The sequence below is a fragment of the Achromobacter sp. 2789STDY5608615 genome (assembly GCF_001298995.1).
GTDB classification, from domain to species: Bacteria; Pseudomonadota; Gammaproteobacteria; order Burkholderiales; family Burkholderiaceae_B; genus Achromobacter; species Achromobacter insuavis.
The window spans coordinates 1-15398 of the sequence record NZ_CYTY01000037.1 but is presented as its reverse complement, the minus strand read 5'-3'; the positions used below and the strand labels follow the sequence as shown (position 1 = coordinate 15398).

The 15398-nt window shown below is 65.2% G+C and carries 14 protein-coding genes; 6 read left to right on the top strand and 8 right to left on the bottom strand.

All coding sequences use genetic code 11. The features are described from left to right. Positions 1-7: 7 nt before the first annotated feature. Entirely contained in the window at positions 8-2305 is a 2298-nt protein-coding gene (locus AOZ49_RS24930; protein ID WP_054478385.1) for an NADP-dependent malic enzyme, read from the top strand. Between the two features lie 150 nt (positions 2306-2455). Next, positions 2456-2908 carry a DUF2214 family protein gene (locus tag AOZ49_RS24925; protein ID WP_054429532.1) on the top strand — a complete coding sequence of 151 codons (453 nt, stop codon included), beginning with the start codon at positions 2456-2458 and terminating at the stop codon, positions 2906-2908. 31 nt (positions 2909-2939) lie between these two features. Here AOZ49_RS24925 and AOZ49_RS24920 read toward each other — a convergent pair whose 3' ends face one another. The 8 genes from AOZ49_RS24920 to AOZ49_RS24885 form a co-directional block, all read right to left on the bottom strand. Then, positions 2940-4049 (bottom strand): hypothetical protein, encoded by a 1110-nt coding sequence (locus tag AOZ49_RS24920; RefSeq protein WP_054478384.1) that lies wholly within the window; start codon positions 4047-4049, stop codon positions 2940-2942. Between the two features lie 113 nt (positions 4050-4162). After that, a complete protein-coding gene (locus AOZ49_RS24915; RefSeq protein ID WP_006393556.1) occupies positions 4163-5473 on the bottom strand; it encodes a citrate synthase in 1311 nt (436 codons plus the stop codon). A 19-nt stretch (positions 5474-5492) separates the two neighbouring features. Beyond that, on the bottom strand, positions 5493-5753 hold the full coding sequence (locus AOZ49_RS24910) for a succinate dehydrogenase assembly factor 2 (protein ID WP_054429697.1): 261 nt from the start codon (positions 5751-5753) through the stop codon (positions 5493-5495). Between the two features lie 26 nt (positions 5754-5779). Next, positions 5780-6496: a succinate dehydrogenase iron-sulfur subunit gene (locus AOZ49_RS24905; RefSeq protein ID WP_006389365.1), complete on the bottom strand. Its 717-nt coding sequence runs from the start codon at positions 6494-6496 to the stop codon at positions 5780-5782. 18 nt (positions 6497-6514) lie between these two features. Further along, complete coding sequence (sdhA, locus tag AOZ49_RS24900) at positions 6515-8293, bottom strand: succinate dehydrogenase flavoprotein subunit (RefSeq protein ID WP_054478382.1); 1779 nt, start codon at positions 8291-8293, stop codon at positions 6515-6517. Positions 8294-8296: 3 nt separating this feature from the next. Beyond that, entirely contained in the window at positions 8297-8680 is a 384-nt protein-coding gene (gene sdhD / locus AOZ49_RS24895) for a succinate dehydrogenase, hydrophobic membrane anchor protein (RefSeq protein WP_054478380.1), read from the bottom strand. Continuing rightward, on the bottom strand, positions 8681-9097 hold the full coding sequence (gene sdhC / locus AOZ49_RS24890; protein WP_006393551.1) for a succinate dehydrogenase, cytochrome b556 subunit: 417 nt from the start codon (positions 9095-9097) through the stop codon (positions 8681-8683). Positions 9098-9218: 121 nt separating this feature from the next. Beyond that, positions 9219-9998: a GntR family transcriptional regulator gene (locus AOZ49_RS24885; protein WP_035360087.1), complete on the bottom strand. Its 780-nt coding sequence runs from the start codon at positions 9996-9998 to the stop codon at positions 9219-9221. 357 nt (positions 9999-10355) lie between these two features. Here AOZ49_RS24885 and AOZ49_RS24880 point away from each other — a divergent pair, with 357 nt between their 5' ends. From AOZ49_RS24880 to AOZ49_RS24865, 4 genes are all read left to right on the top strand, one after another. Then, complete coding sequence (locus AOZ49_RS24880; RefSeq protein ID WP_054478378.1) at positions 10356-11345, top strand: malate dehydrogenase; 990 nt, start codon at positions 10356-10358, stop codon at positions 11343-11345. Positions 11346-11624: 279 nt separating this feature from the next. After that, complete coding sequence (prpB, locus tag AOZ49_RS24875; protein ID WP_054429536.1) at positions 11625-12515, top strand: methylisocitrate lyase; 891 nt, start codon at positions 11625-11627, stop codon at positions 12513-12515. A gap of 96 nt (positions 12516-12611) precedes the next feature. Then, positions 12612-13817 carry a bifunctional 2-methylcitrate synthase/citrate synthase gene (gene prpC, locus AOZ49_RS24870; protein ID WP_054429537.1) on the top strand — a complete coding sequence of 402 codons (1206 nt, stop codon included), beginning with the start codon at positions 12612-12614 and terminating at the stop codon, positions 13815-13817. Between the two features lie 82 nt (positions 13818-13899). Continuing rightward, positions 13900-15351 (top strand): bifunctional 2-methylcitrate dehydratase/aconitate hydratase, encoded by a 1452-nt coding sequence (locus AOZ49_RS24865; protein ID WP_054478376.1) that lies wholly within the window; start codon positions 13900-13902, stop codon positions 15349-15351. The last annotated feature ends 47 nt before the right edge of the window (positions 15352-15398 follow it).

Here is a 15398-nt window from a genome sequence, read left to right as displayed (position 1 = left end):
ATATCCCATGGACGAAACCCTCACCAAGCTGGCGTTGGATTACCACGCCTATCCCACCCCCGGCAAAATCTCGGTCACCCCGACCAAGACCCTCGCCAACCAGGACGACCTGTCGCTGGCGTACTCGCCCGGCGTGGCCGCCGCGTGCATGGCCATCTTCGACCAGGGCGACGACGCCGCCTCCAAGTACACCTCGCGCGGCAACCTGGTGGGCGCGATCACCAACGGCACCGCCGTGCTGGGCCTGGGCAACATCGGTCCGCTGGCCGCCAAGCCGGTCATGGAAGGCAAGGGCTGCCTGTTCAAGAAGTTCGCCGGCATCGACGTGTTCGATATCGAACTGGCCGAGAACGACCCCGACAAGCTGGTCGACATCATCGCCGCGCTCGAGCCCACGCTCGGCGGCGTCAACCTCGAGGACATCAAGGCGCCCGAGTGCTTCTACATCGAGAAGAAGCTGCGCGAGCGCATGAAGATCCCCGTCTTCCACGACGACCAGCACGGCACCGCCATCATCTCGTCGGCCGCCATCCTGAACGGCCTGAAGGTCGTGGGCAAGGACATCGGCACGGTCAAGCTGGCCTGCTCGGGCGCCGGCGCCGCCGCCATCGCCTGCCTGGACCTGCTGGTGCACCTGGGCGTCAAGCGCGAGAACATCTACGTGGTGGATTCGCGCGGCGTGATCTGGGAAGGCCGCGATGAAAACATGGAAGCCAACAAGAAGCGCTACGCGCAGAAGACCGACGCGCGCACGCTGGCCGACGTGGTCAACGGCGCCGACGTGTTCCTGGGCTGCTCGACCGCCGGCGTGCTGACCGCCGACATGGTCAAGACCATGGCCGACCGTCCGCTGATCCTGGCGCTGGCCAACCCGGAACCGGAAATCCGCCCGGAAATCGCCAAGGCCGCCCGCCCCGACTGCATCATCGCCACCGGCCGTTCGGACTACCCGAACCAGGTCAACAACGTGCTGTGCTTCCCCTTCATCTTCCGCGGCGCCATGGATGCCGGCGCCTCGCGCATCACCGAGGAAATGAAGCTGGCGTGCGTCAAGGCCATCGCCGAACTGGCGGAAGCCGAACAGAACGACGAAGTGGCCCGCGCCTACGCCGGCCAGGAACTGTCGTTCGGTCCCGACTACATCATCCCGAAGCCGTTCGACCCGCGCCTGATCGTCCAGATCGCCCCGGCCGTGGCCCAGGCCGCCGCCGACTCCGGCGTGGCCGCCCGTCCGATCGAGGACATCGAGGCCTACCGCCAGAAGCTGATGGGCTTCGTCTACCACTCGGGCCAGCTGATGCGCCCGCTGTTCGCCCAGGCCAAGAAGGCGCCCAAGCGCGTCATCTACGCCGACGGCGAAGACGAGCGCGTGCTGCGCGCGGTGCAGACCGTGGCCGACGAAAAGCTGGCGTTCCCGATCCTGATCGGCCGCCCGTCCGTGATCGAGATGCGCATCAAGAAGTTCGGCCTGCGCCTGGTCGCCGGCCAGCACTTCGAGATCGTCGATCCCGAAGACGACAGCCGCTTCAACGAAACCTGGAACGCGTACTACCAGCTCAAGGGCCGCGAGGGCGTGACCCCGGCCATCGCCAAGGCGATGATCCGCAAGCACAACACGCTGATCGGCGCGATGCTGCTGCGCCGTGGCGACGCCGACGCGCTGCTGTGCGGCGTGGCCAGCAAGTACGACAACCAGCTCAAGTACATCGACGAGATCATCGGCAGGAAGGAAGGCCAGACCTACGCCGCCCTGAACGTGCTGATGCTGCCCGACCAGACGCTGTTCGTCACCGACACCCACGTCAACGAGAACCCGTCGGCCGAGGAAGTCGCCAACATCACCATCCAGGCCGCCGACGAGATGCTGCGTTTCGGCGTGGTGCCCAAGATCGCCCTGCTGTCGCACTCGAACTTCGGCAGCCGCGTCACGGAATCGTCGCGCAAGATGGCCGCCGCGCGCCAGCTGGTGCAGGACCGCGCGCCCGACCTGGAAGTGGACGGCGAAATGCACGCCGACGCCGCCCTGTCGGAAAAGATCCGCGTGCAGGCCTACCCGGACAGCACCCTGAAGGGTCCGGCCAACCTGCTGGTCATGCCGACGCTGGACACCGGCAACATCACGTACAACATGCTGAAGATGACCGGCAGCAATGGCGTCGCGATGGGCCCGATCCTGCTGGGTGCCGCGCGTCCGGTGCACATCCTGACGACCAGCGCCACCGTGCGCCGCATCGTCAACATGACCGCCCTGGCCGTGGTCGATGCGCAGCAGGAAGCCGCCGAGGCCGCCAAGAAGCGCCGTTGATCGCATTGCGCTGATCGGCACGCAAGGGACGCCCCACGGGGCGTCCTTTTTTTTGTGCGGCTTGATGGCGCGATAGTGCGTGGCGACGGGCGAATGGTAAAAACGGGGCAGAGACTCCCCTCGACCCCTTCCCTACCGGAGCCCGACCCTATGTTGCTCGACGCCTTCCTGGCCTGGTTTCACTTCCTGGCCATCTTCGTGCTGGTGGTGGTGCTGACCGCCGAAGCAGTGCTGCTGCGCCCCGACCTGACGCCGGCCACGCTCAAGCGCCTGGTGGTCTATGACCGCCTCTATCTGCTCAGCGCGATCCTGGTGCTGGTCACCGGCGTGCTGCGCCTGACCCTGGGCGTCAAGGGCGCCGCGTTCTACATGGGCAACCCGTGGTTCCACGCCAAGGTCACGCTGTTCGTCATCATCGGCCTCTGTTCGGCCCCGCCCACGCTGGCCTTCCTGCGCTGGGCGAAACAGGCGCGCCAGCAGCCCGCCTTCGTGCCGGACGCCGCGCAGATCAAGCGCGCGCGCCGCTGGGTGATGATCGAATCGCACCTGTTCATCTTCCTGCCGCTGTTCGCCGTGCTGATGGCGCGCGGCATCGGCGCGTAACGCGCGCCGCGACCCGCGCGGCCCGCCCGGCTCAGGGACAGCGCGCGCGGGTCGGCTGGGGCGCGTCGTCGCCCACGATGATGGTGGCGAAGTGGAACACGCCCACGGCGTCGTTCTTGACCACGTCGATGACCTCGCCCGACAGCGTCTGCCTCACCGACATGCCCTCGGGCACGTCGGCCTGGCCGTCGCGCCTGGCGACGTCGCCATTCCACGGACTCAGCACCAGCACGCCCGGGAACGGCTCGCGGCCATCGCCGCGGCCGCGCCGCATGGTCTGGACCTGCGTGCCGGCGGCGTAGCGGACGCCGCCAAAGGTCGTCGGGCAGGCCAATTCGGCATCGCTGACACGCAGCAGGCGCCGCTCGCCATCGAGGTAGAGCCGGGGCTCGCTCAACGGCAATCCGAACACCTTGACCGCCACCGGATCCTTGACCTCGATGCGCCATTGGTCCGGGTCGCGCGAGCCATCGGTATAGACGGTGCCGCCCGATCCATACACGATGGAGCCGGGCGCAAGATCGAGCGCATCGACCCGGTTGCCCGGGCCCAGCACGCACGTGTTCAGCGCCTTCATGGCGCCATCCTGCATCACGTCGAACTCGATGTCCTGGGTGGCGTCGCACTGCCAGCCCTGCACCGCCTGGCTGCCGGCGCCCCGCAGCAGGACGGTGCGCGGATGCCGGCCGCGCAGCGCGTAGGTCTCGCTGTCGTACTCGGCGTCGAGATAGCGCCGCGCGCTCGTCGCCTGCACGCCGTACATGGCCACCGGCCGCGGGAACTCGGCCTCGACGTAGGTCTCCAGTTGCCCCTCGTCCTGCAGCTTCAGGCGCGTGCCGGCCGGCATGGCAATGCCGCCCACCGTGGTCGTCGCCGCGAGGGTGACATTGCGGGCGGCCTCGGCGCGATCGCCTTCGCGCTCCACCTGCCAGATCACCGCCTGGACCCAGGCATAGAAGGCAAAGGGAACCGCCAGCACCACGAACAGCAGGCTGGAGGTCTTCCAGTACTTGCGCACCGTGCGGCGCGCGCCGCCACTGGCGACCAGCACCAGCGCCCAGCCAAGCAGGATAAGCCCCGCCAGGAAGCCCAGGGAAACGAAGATATAGAAGCCCGCGGAGGGCAGTGCTATCGGAATCATGGCAAGGATGATAAACGCCAAAGCGCCCGGCCGCGACGGCGCGCTCGACGGCGGCGCGAGCGGGCAACAAAAAACCGCCCGAAGGCGGTTTCTTGTTCAAGCCAGGCAGCGTATCAACGCTTGTCCATCGGGGGCACGTCGCGCGTGACCGAACCGGTGAACAGCTGGCGCGGACGGCCGATCTTGTAATCGGGATCCGACAGCATTTCGTTCCACTGGGCGATCCAGCCCACCGTGCGGGCCAGCGCGAAGATGGCCGTAAACAGCGAGGTCGGGATGCCGATGGCGCGCTGGACGATACCCGAGTAGAAGTCCACGTTCGGGTACAGCTTGCGCTGCACGAAGTAAGGATCCGACAGGGCGATGCGTTCCAGTTCCATGGCCAGCTTGAACAGCGGGTCGTTTTCCAGGCCCAGGGCCGAGAGCACTTCCTTGCACGTTTCCTGCATCAGCTTGGCGCGCGGGTCGTAGTTCTTGTAGACGCGGTGGCCAAAGCCCATCAGGCGCACGCCCGAGTTCTTGTCCTTGACCTTCTCCATGAACTCGCCGACCTTGGCGATGCCGCCGTTGGCTTGCAGCTCTTCCAGCATCTGCAGGCAAGCTTCGTTGGCGCCGCCGTGAGCCGGGCCCCACAGGCAAGCCACGCCGGCCGAAATGGCGGCGAACGGGTTGGTGCCCGACGAACCGCACAGGCGGACCGTGGAGGTCGAGGCGTTCTGCTCGTGGTCGGCGTGCAGGATGAAGATGCGGTCGAGCGCGCGCTCGACGACTTCGTTGACCTTGTAGTCTTCGCACGGCGTGGCGAACATCATGCGCAGGAAGTTGCCCGTGTAGGACAGGTCGTTCTGCGGGTAGATGAACGGTTGGCCTTGCGAGTACTTGTACGCCATCGCGACCAGCGTCGGCATCTTGGCGATCAGGCGGATGGCCGAGATGTGACGGTGTTGCGGGTTCGTGATGTCGGTCGAGTCGTGGTAGAACGCCGACAGCGCGCCCACCAGGCCCGTCAGGACGGCCATCGGGTGGGCGTCGCGACGGAAACCGCGCAGGAAGAAGTGCAGCTGTTCGTTGACCATCGTGTGATGGGTCACTTGCGAATCGAAGTCGGCCTTCTGTTCCTGGTTCGGCAGTTCGCCGTTCAGGATCAGGTAGCAGATGTCCATGAAGTCGCAATTGACGGCCAGTTGCTCGATCGGGTAGCCGCGGTACAGCAGCTCGCCCTTGTCGCCGTCGATGTAGGTGATGCCCGATTCGCAGGCGGCGGTCGACATGAAGCCGGGGTCAAACGTGAACATGCCCGTCTGGCCGTACAGCTTGCGGATGTCGATCACATCCGGACCGACCGTACCCTTGTAAACAGGGAACTCAATGGGTGCGCTGCCGTCCGAGAAGGACAGAGTGGCTTTTTTGTCAGACAGGTTCATGTTTTTTCCTCTCAATTAATCAGAGCGACCGCATCTGGCCGATGATGCCGCGGAGTCGGGGCGTGTCGAGTTCGCCCTCGAGTTCCTTGCGGGCCAGCAGCAGGTCGAGAAGATCGTTGTCTCCCAACTCGAAGAGCTGCGTCAATGCCGTCACGTCATCGTCGGTAAGCTCGGCTTCGTGGGCGTCGAGATACCGGGTGATGATCAAGTCGTTTTCGAGCAGGCCCCGGCGCGCCCGCCAACGCAGACGCGCCCGTTCCAGTTCAGTAAGCCTGCTCATCATTACACCTTAAATACACCAAACCACTAGACCGTCCGACGGACCATCAGTTCCTTGATCTTGCCAATGGCCTTGGTCGGGTTCAGCCCCTTGGGACAGACGTCGACGCAGTTCATGATGGTATGGCAACGGAACAGGCGGTACGGGTCTTCCAGGTTGTCCAGACGCTCGCCGGTGGCTTCGTCGCGGCTGTCGGCGATGAAGCGGTAGGCTTGCAGCAGGCCGGCGGGGCCGACGAACTTGTCCGGATTCCACCAGAAGGACGGGCAGGAAGTGGAACAGCACGCGCACAGGATGCACTCGTACAGGCCGTCCAGCTCTTCGCGCGCCTCGGGCGACTGCAGGCGCTCTTTCTCGGGTGGCGGCGTGTCGTTGATGAGGTACGGGCGGATCGAGTGGTACTGGTTGAAGAAGTGCGTCATGTCCACGATCAGGTCGCGGATCACGGGCAGGCCCGGCAGCGGGCGCAGCACGATCGGTTCCTTCAGCTCGCGCAGGTTCGTCGTGCAGGCCAGGCCGTTCTTGCCGTTGATGTTCATGGCGTCCGAACCGCACACGCCTTCACGGCACGAGCGGCGCAGGGCCAGGCTGTCATCGACGTCGTTCTTGATGCGCACCAGCGCATCAAGCAGCATCTTGTCGGTGGGCTGGAGTTCGACTTCCAGCTTCTGCATGTACGGGCGCTCGTCCTTGTCCGGATCGTAGCGGTAGATTTCGAACTTGACGATTCTCTTGGTGCTCATAGTAGGCTCTATCCGGACTTAGAAGGTACGCGCCTTGGGCGGGAAGGACTCGACCGTCAGCGGCTTCATCTGCACAGGCTTGTAATCCAGGCGGCTGCCTTCGGAGTACCACAGGGTGTGCTTGAGCCAGTTCTCGTCGTCGCGGGTCGGGTGGTCGTCCAGCGCATGGGCGCCGCGGCTTTCGGTGCGGTTGGCGGCCGACTTGATCGTGGCGCGGGCCACTTCGGTCATGTTGGCCAGTTCCAGCGCCTCGACGCGCGCGGTGTTGAACACCTTGGACTTGTCCTTGAAGTAGATGTTGTCGGCTTGCTTGGCCAGGTCTTCGATCTGGGTCACACCTTCGTTCAGCAGCTCCAGCGTGCGGAACACGCCGCAGTGGCGCTGCATCGAGAAGCGGATGGCGTTGCCGATGTCCTGGGTCTTCTCGCCCGAGGTGCGCGATTCCAGCTTGTTGACGCGATCCAGCGAGAATTCGACGGCCTGCTGCGGCACGGGCTGGTGCGCGTGCTGGCGTTCCGGATGCGAATTGACGATGTGGTTGCCGGTGGCGCGGCCGAACACGATCAGGTCCAGCAGCGAGTTGGTGCCCAGGCGGTTGGCGCCGTGCACCGACACCGCGGCGCATTCGCCGATGGCGTACAGGCCGTTGACGATCTTGTTCTCGCCGTTTTCGCGCGTCAGCACCTGGCCGTGGTAGTTGGCCGGGATGCCGCCCATCTGGTAGTGGATGGTCGGAACGACGGGGATCGGTTCCTTGATCGGGTCGACGTTGCCGAACTTGATGGCGATTTCGCGGATCGAGGGCAGGCGCTTGTTGATGACGTCGGCGCCGAGGTGATCGAGCTTGAGCACCACGTAGCTGCCGTCCGGACCGCAACCGCGGCCTTCCTTGATTTCCTGGTCCATCGAGCGCGACACGAAGTCACGCGGGGCCAGATCCTTCAGCGTGGGCGCGTAGCGCTCCATGAAGCGTTCGCCATCCTTGTTCAGCAGGATGCCGCCTTCGCCGCGCACGCCTTCGGTGATCAGCACGCCGGCGCCGGCCACGCCGGTCGGGTGGAATTGCCAGAATTCCATGTCCTGCAGCGGGATGCCCGCGCGGGCGGCCATGCCCAGGCCGTCACCGGTGTTGATGAAGGCGTTGGTGGAAGCGGCCCAGATACGGCCGGCGCCGCCGGTGGCCAGCACCGTGGTCTTGGCTTCCAGGATGTAGATCTCGCCGGTTTCCATTTCGAGGGCGGTCACGCCCACGACGTCGCCAGCTTCGTTGCGCAGCAGGTCCAGCGCCATCCATTCGACGAAGAACTGGGTGCGGGCGGCAACGTTGCGCTGGTACAGGGTGTGCAGCAGCGCGTGACCGGTGCGGTCGGCAGCGGCACAGGCGCGCTGGACCGGCTTTTCACCGAAGTTGGCGGTGTGGCCGCCGAACGGACGCTGGTAGATGGTGCCATCGGGGTTGCGGTCGAACGGCATGCCGAAGTGCTCGAGCTCGTACACGGCGTTCGGGGCTTCGTGGCACATGAATTCGATGGCGTCCTGGTCGCCCAGCCAGTCCGAACCCTTGACGGTGTCGTACATGTGCCAGTACCAGTTGTCTTCGCTCATGTTGCCCAGCGAGGCGCTCACGCCGCCTTGCGCGGCCACGGTGTGCGAACGCGTGGGGAACACCTTGGACAGCACTGCAACGGACAGGCCCGCTTGGGACAGTTGCAGCGAACAACGCATGCCGGCTCCGCCGGCGCCAACGACCACCACATCAAACTGGCGGCGCGGCAAGGATTTCAGGACAGAGACCACGGCTTAGATGCTCCAGAGGATTTGCGCGAAGTAAACGACCGTACCGATCAACCAGAGGATCGTCAGCACTTGCAGCAGCAGGCGCAGGCCCGCCGGCTTGACGTAGTCCATCCAGATGTCGCGCACGCCAATCCAGGCATGCCAGGCCAACGCAAAGAAGGCAAGGGAGGCCAGGATCTGGCCAACCGGAATGAAGCCCACGTAGAAATTGAACAGCTTGACCCAGTGTTCGTACGTGAAGGCGGGCATCGTCAGGATGCCGATGAGCAGCACCAGCGTGTACACGGCCATGATGACGGCGGTGATGCGCTGGATGATGAAGTCCATGACGCCGTAATGGGCGCCGACGACCAGGCGCTTGGGTCCGTAGTTTTTAGCGGCGGCCATTTACAGCACTCCGAACAGTTTGAGACCGAACACCAGCGTCAGCGCCAGGCTGACACCGAAGACCACGCCGGCGCTTTTCTTGGCCGACAGCTTGTCGATACCCAGGTGCAGGTCCAGCAGCAGGTAGCGGATGCCAGCACAGAAGTGGTGCAGGTAGCCCCAGATCAGGACCAGGAAGACAAGCTTGACGATCGGGTTGGCCGCGATGGAAGCGATCCATGCGAACGACTGCGGCGCGGCCACGCTCGCTGCGAACAGCGGAACGATGACCAAGGGCAAACAGAGGAACAGCAATATGCCGCTGATGCGGTGCAGGATGGACAGCTTGCCGGCCAGGGGCAGGCGATAGGAGAACGCAACTTGGGCAAGCCCAATATTGCGAAACTGCGGACGTGGCTTGGCAGCGGTGTCGGACATGACGGCCTCGGTGTTTCGGAACTAGGGAATCGTGACGGCGCTAATGCCGTGGCCCTTGCGGGCAAACACGGTATTTTCGCCCAGAGATCGGGTTGGTATCAAATCGTAGATAAAAAGCTCATCAATTCAGACTATTGCGGTAGTGGTAGCGATCGGTCAAGTACAAGCCCCGCCGAATTTCCATGGGGCGGTCACCATACGTGTACGACACGCGATCCACCTGCAACAACGGCGCGCCGGCGGCAACATTAAGCAGCGTACAGACTTCGGCCGGCGCCGCCACGGCGCGCAGCTTTTCGTCCGCGCGCACCATGCTCACGCCGAACTCGGATTCAAACAGGCCATAGAGCGGCGCCTTGTTGGCGGTCAGCAGCTCCTGGGTGAGGCCGCGGAAGATCGATCCGGGCAGCCAGATGTCGTCCAGCACGGTGGGCACCTGCCCCATGCACAGCAGCCGGCGGATCGAGATCACGGTTTCGCCGGCGCGCAGGTCGAGCGCGCGCGCGATCTCGGCCGGCGCGCGCAGGCGGCGGCACTCGAGGATGCGGCTTTCCGCCCGCACGGCCTCGCCCTCTTCATCGGGGGCCAGGCGCAGGAAACGGTAGCGCACGCGGGCTTCATGGTGGGTGGCGACGAAGGTGCCCTTGCCCTGGCGACGCAGCAGCAAGTGTTCGGCGGCCAGCTCATCGACCGCCTTGCGCACCGTGCCCTGGCTCACCTGGAAACGGGCGGCCAGATCGATTTCGCTGGGGATGAGTTCGCCGGGCTTCCATTCGCCGCGGTCCAGGCTCTGCACGAGCAGGTCCTTGATCTGGCGGTACAGCGGACTGAAAGCGGCCCCCTCGCCCGTCGGACGGGCGGCGCGTGTGCGTAGGGGAGTTTCGGGCCGGGGGTCTGCCATGGATCGTCTTGGAAGTGTCATGTTCATCCGGAGAATGGAAAGGCAGCGCAAACGATGCGGTTTCCATTCGCATGCGCTGCTGCGTTGCCGGTGTTCTGGCCTGATACAGGCGCGCAGCCGGCGGTGCTGCGGCGCATTCGAACAAACGCTCTATTGTGGCATATCGGGGGTGGCGCTGTCCAACGTCTTATGTCTTATATAAGATATAAGATCAATTGACGCACCCGTAAATTAGTTCTAGGATTTCTGTCTGTCCGGCAACCTGTCCGCCCCTCGCGCGCGGACGGTCTTCGCCGCTCAACAGATTACACTGATTGGTGAGATTTTTTTCTCGCCACACCATTACGGAGAACGTCCATGTCTAAGCCTGCCTTGCGTGTCGCCGTCACCGGCGCCGCCGGCCAAATCGGTTACGCCCTGCTGTTCCGCATCGCCTCCGGCGAAATGCTGGGCAAAGATCAGCCCGTCATTCTGCAACTGCTCGAAATCCCCGACGAGAAAGCGCAAAAGGCCCTGAAGGGCGTCATCATGGAACTGGATGACTGCGCCTTCCCGCTGCTGCAGGAAGTCACCGCCCACAGCGATCCGCGCACGGCGTTCAAGGACGCGGACGTGGCCCTGCTGGTCGGCGCCCGCCCGCGCGGCCCCGGCATGGAACGCAAGGACCTGCTGTCGGTCAACGCCCAGATCTTCACGGCGCAGGGCAAGGCCCTGAACGACGTCGCCAGCCGCAACGTCAAGGTCCTGGTGGTCGGCAACCCGGCCAACACCAACGCCTACATCGCCATGAAGTCGGCGCCGGACCTGCCGGCCAAGAACTTCACCGCCATGCTGCGCCTGGACCACAACCGCGCCCTGTCGCAACTGGCCGCCAAGTCGGGCAAGGCCGTGGCCGACATCGAGAAGCTGGTCGTGTGGGGCAACCACTCGCCCACCATGTACCCCGACTTCCGCTTCGCCACCGTCGGCGGCGAATCGCTGTCCAAGCTGATCAACGACGACGCCTGGAACCGCGACACGTTCATCCCCACCGTGGGCAAGCGCGGCGCCGCCATCATCGAGGCCCGTGGCCTGTCGTCGGCCGCCTCGGCCGCCAACGCCGCCATCGACCACGTGCGTGACTGGGTCCTGGGCAGCAACGGCAAGTGGGTCACCATGGGCATCCCGTCGGATGGCTCCTACGGCATCCCCGAAGGCATCATCTACGGCGTGCCGGTCACGACCGAAAACGGCGAATACAAGCGCGTCGAAGGCCTGGAAATCGACGCCTTCTCGCGTGAGCGCCTGGGCTTCACGCTGAAAGAGCTCCTCGAAGAGCGCGACGGCGTCAAGGACCTGCTGAAGTAAGCAGTCATCAAGCAGAATTGGGCCCGTTGACGCGGGCCCAATTCGCAAGCGGACGGCGCATCGACAGAGGCGCCATCCGCGGAACGCAAACCTGTCTCTTTGCGCCCGCGCAATGAATTGTCGCGAAGGGGACAGATTTACGTTCCGCGACCGCGGTAAGGTCGTGGCCAGGCGCCGGAACCCGATCCGGCACGGCCACACTCGCCGCGGGCCCGCAGACCCAGCCATCCCAGCCGGGGCAACGTCACGACACCCGGCCCTCTATAACGGAGACCCCTCATGTCCAGACCCGAATCCGCCGGCGCCCAGTTCCGCCGCGCGCTCGCCGAAGAAAGCCCGCTGCAGATCATCGGCGCCATCAACGCCAACCACGCCCTGCTGGCCAAGCGCGCCGGCTACCGCGCCATCTATCTCTCGGGCGGCGGCGTGGCGGCGGGTTCGCTGGGCCTGCCCGACCTGGGCATCAACACCATGGACGACGTGCTGACGGACGTGCGCCGCATCACCGACGTCTGCGACGTGCCGCTGCTGGTCGACATCGACACCGGCTTCGGTCCGTCGGCGTTCAACATCGCCCGCACCGTCAAGAGCCTGATCAAGTTCGGCGCCGCCGCCTGCCACATCGAGGACCAGGTCGGCGCCAAGCGCTGCGGCCACCGTCCGGGCAAGGAAATCGTCAGCACCGAGGAAATGGCCGACCGCGTCAAGGCCGCGGCCGACGCCCGCACCGACAGCGACTTCTACCTGATCGCGCGCACCGACGCCATCGCCTCGCACGGGGTGGACGCCGCCATCGAGCGCGCCCTGGCCTGCGTCGAAGCCGGCGCCGACGCCATCTTCGCCGAAGCCGCCTACGACCTGCCGACCTACGACCGCTTCGTCAAGGCCGTCAACGTGCCGGTGCTGGCCAACATCACCGAATTCGGCAAGACGCCGCTGTTCTCGGTGGAAGAGCTCAAGAGCGTGGGCGTGGGCATGGTGCTCTACCCGCTGTCGGCCTTCCGCGCCATGAACAAGGCCGCCGAGGCCGTCTACACCGCGATCCGCCGCGACGGCCACCAGAAGAACGTGGTCGACCTGATGCAGACGCGCGAGGAACTGTACGACCGCATCGGCTACCACGAATTCGAATCGCGCCTGGACGCCCTGTTCCAGAAGGGCAAGGCCTGAGCGCTTGCCACCGTATCCGGCGCCACGGCGAACCCGCGGCGCCACGCTTCCCCCATTGCATTGCATCGACCACCGCGAAAGGAAAGGAGTAGAGACATGAGCACGGCTCCCAAGAAGCAAGCAGCCAAGACGGACGCCACCCCGGATGCCAAGCCCGAAGAAAAGGCCGGCTTCAAGCCCAAGAAATCGGTCGCGCTGTCCGGCGTGGTCGCCGGCAACACCGCGCTGTGTACGGTCGGCCGCAGCGGCAATGACCTGCACTACCGCGGCTACGACATCCTGGACATCGCCCATACCAGCGAGTTCGAGGAAATCGCCCACCTGCTGGTGCACGGCAAGCTGCCCAACAAGGCCGAACTGAAGGCCTACAAGGAAAAGCTGCGCTCGCTGCGCGGCCTGCCGGTGCAACTGCAGGACGCGCTCGAAGCGCTGCCCGCCGCCAGCCACCCGATGGACGTGATGCGCACGGCCGTCTCGGTGCTCGGCTGCGTGCTGCCCGAGAAGGACGACCACAACCTGCCCGGCGCGCGCGACATCGCCGACCGCCTGATGGCCAACCTGGGCTCGGCCCTGCTCTACTGGTACCACTACAGCCACAACGGCCGCGTGATCGACGTGCAGACCGACGATGACAGCATCGGCGGCCACTTCCTGCACCTGCTGCATGGCGAGAAGCCCAGCGACGAGTGGGTCAAGGCGATGCACATCTCGCTGAACCTGTACGCCGAGCACGAGTTCAACGCCTCGACCTTCACCGCCCGCGTCATCGCCGGCACCGGGTCGGACATGTTCTCGGCCATCACCGGCGCCATCGGCGCGCTGCGCGGCCCCAAGCATGGCGGCGCCAACGAGGTCGCCTTCGACGTGCAGAAGCGCTACGAGACGCCCGACGAAGCCGAGGCCGACATCCGCCGCCGCGTCGAGGCCAAGGAAGTCATCATCGGCTTCGGCCACCCGGTCTACACCGTGTCCGACCCGCGCAACAAGGTCATCAAGGAAGTGGCCAAGAAGCTGTCCAAGAAGGCCGGCAGCACCAAGATGTTCGACATCGCCGAACGCCTTGAGACGGTCATGTGGGACATCAAGAAGATGTTCCCCAACCTGGACTGGTTCTCGGCCGTCAGCTACCACATGATGGGCGTGCCCACCGCCATGTTCACTCCGCTGTTCGTGATCGCGCGCACGGCGGGCTGGTCGGCCCACATCATCGAGCAGCGCGTCGACAACAAGATCATCCGCCCGACCGCCAACTACGTCGGTCCGGAAGATCAGAAGTTCGTGCCGATCGACAAGCGCAAGTAAGACGACGACATGGGCCTGCCGACGCCATTCCCCGCGCCGCGCGGGCCCAGTGCCGCCTGTAAACACTCAGGAGAGGTACCAAATGTCTGCCCCGATCTCCAACGTCCGTCCCGAGCCCGACCAGGTCCTGGTCGATATCGCCGACTACGTACTGAACTATGAAATCCAGAGCGGCCTGGCCTACGAGACCGCTCGCAACTGCCTGATCGACACCCTCGGCTGCGGCCTGGAAGCGCTGGAATATCCGGCGTGCCGCAAGCTGCTGGGCCCCGTCGTCCCCGGCACCGTCGTCCCGCACGGCGCCAAGGTGCCCGGCACCCAATTCCAGCTGGACCCCGTGCAGGCCGCGTTCAACATCGGCGCGATGATCCGCTGGCTCGATTTCAACGACACCTGGCTGGCCGCCGAATGGGGCCACCCGTCCGACAACCTGGGCGGCATCCTCGCCACCGCCGACTGGCTGTCGCGCACCGCCGTCGCCGCCGGCAAGCCGCCGCTGACCATGCGCGCCGTGCTGACCGGCATGATCAAGGCGCACGAGATCCAGGGCTGCATCGCGCTGGAAAACTCCTTCAACAAGGTCGGCCTGGACCACGTGGTGCTGGTCAAGGTGGCATCCACCGCCGTGGTGGCGCAGATGCTGGGCCTCACCCGCGACGAAGTCATCAACGCCGTCTCGCTGGCCTGGGTCGACGGCCAGAGCCTGCGCACCTATCGCCACGCCCCCAACACCGGCAGCCGCAAGAGCTGGGCCGCCGGCGACGCCACCAGCCGCGCCGTGCGCCTGGCGCTGATCGCCCGCACCGGCGAGATGGGCTACCCCTCGGTGCTGTCGGCCAAGACCTGGGGCTTCTACGACGTGCTGTTCAAGGGCCAGCCGCTCAGGTTCCAGCGCCCCTACGGCAGCTACGTCATGGAAAACGTGCTGTTCAAGATCTCGTTCCCGGCCGAGTTCCACTCGCAGACCGCGGTCGAGTGCGCCATGCAGCTCCATGACCGCCTCAAGTCCCTGGGCAAGTCCACCGACGACATCGCCAGCATCACCATCCGCACCCACGAGGCGTGCATCCGCATCATCGACAAGAAGGGCCCGCTGAACAACCCCGCCGACCGCGACCACTGCATCCAGTACATGGTCGCCGTCCCGCTCCTGTTCGGCCGCCTCACCGCCGCCGACTACGAGGACGACGTCGCCGCCGACCCGCGCATCGACGCCCTGCGCGACAAGATCACCTGCGTCGAGGACCCGGCCTACACCCGCGACTACCACGACCCCGACAAGCGCTCCATCGCCAACGCCCTCACCGTCAGGTTCACCGATGGCACCCAGCTCGACGAGGTCGTCTGCGAATACCCCATCGGCCACAAGCGCCGCCGCGCCGACGGCATCCCCCTGCTCGAAGCCAAGTTCCGCACCAACCTCGCCCGCATCTTCCCCGCCCGCCAACAGCCCCGCATCCTGGAAGCCTCGCTGGACCAGAAAAAGCTGGAAACGATGCCGGTCCACGAGTACATCGACTTGTATGTGATCTGAGGCGACGAACTACTCACGGCCCCGTGACGGCAAAACCGTCCGGGGCC

What these genes read in the sequence shown, in the direction of transcription:
- AOZ49_RS24910 (WP_054429697.1), bottom strand. Translation starts at nt 5,753, where the DNA reads ATGAGCAGGCTTACTGAACTGGAACGGGCGCGTCTGCGTTGGCGGGCG.
- AOZ49_RS24920 (WP_054478384.1), bottom strand. Translation starts at nt 4,049, where the DNA reads ATGATTCCGATAGCACTGCCCTCCGCGGGCTTCTATATCTTCGTTTCC.
- sdhC (WP_006393551.1), bottom strand. Translation starts at nt 9,097, where the DNA reads ATGTCCGACACCGCTGCCAAGCCACGTCCGCAGTTTCGCAATATTGGG.
- AOZ49_RS24880 (WP_054478378.1), top strand. Translation starts at nt 10,356, where the DNA reads ATGTCTAAGCCTGCCTTGCGTGTCGCCGTCACCGGCGCCGCCGGCCAA.
- AOZ49_RS24905 (WP_006389365.1), bottom strand. Translation starts at nt 6,496, where the DNA reads ATGAGCACCAAGAGAATCGTCAAGTTCGAAATCTACCGCTACGATCCG.
- AOZ49_RS24915 (WP_006393556.1), bottom strand. Translation starts at nt 5,473, where the DNA reads ATGAACCTGTCTGACAAAAAAGCCACTCTGTCCTTCTCGGACGGCAGC.
- prpC (WP_054429537.1), top strand. Translation starts at nt 12,612, where the DNA reads ATGAGCACGGCTCCCAAGAAGCAAGCAGCCAAGACGGACGCCACCCCG.
- AOZ49_RS24925 (WP_054429532.1), top strand. Translation starts at nt 2,456, where the DNA reads ATGTTGCTCGACGCCTTCCTGGCCTGGTTTCACTTCCTGGCCATCTTC.
- AOZ49_RS24930 (WP_054478385.1), top strand. Translation starts at nt 8, where the DNA reads ATGGACGAAACCCTCACCAAGCTGGCGTTGGATTACCACGCCTATCCC.
- AOZ49_RS24885 (WP_035360087.1), bottom strand. Translation starts at nt 9,998, where the DNA reads ATGGCAGACCCCCGGCCCGAAACTCCCCTACGCACACGCGCCGCCCGT.
- prpB (WP_054429536.1), top strand. Translation starts at nt 11,625, where the DNA reads ATGTCCAGACCCGAATCCGCCGGCGCCCAGTTCCGCCGCGCGCTCGCC.
- sdhD (WP_054478380.1), bottom strand. Translation starts at nt 8,680, where the DNA reads ATGGCCGCCGCTAAAAACTACGGACCCAAGCGCCTGGTCGTCGGCGCC.
- AOZ49_RS24865 (WP_054478376.1), top strand. Translation starts at nt 13,900, where the DNA reads ATGTCTGCCCCGATCTCCAACGTCCGTCCCGAGCCCGACCAGGTCCTG.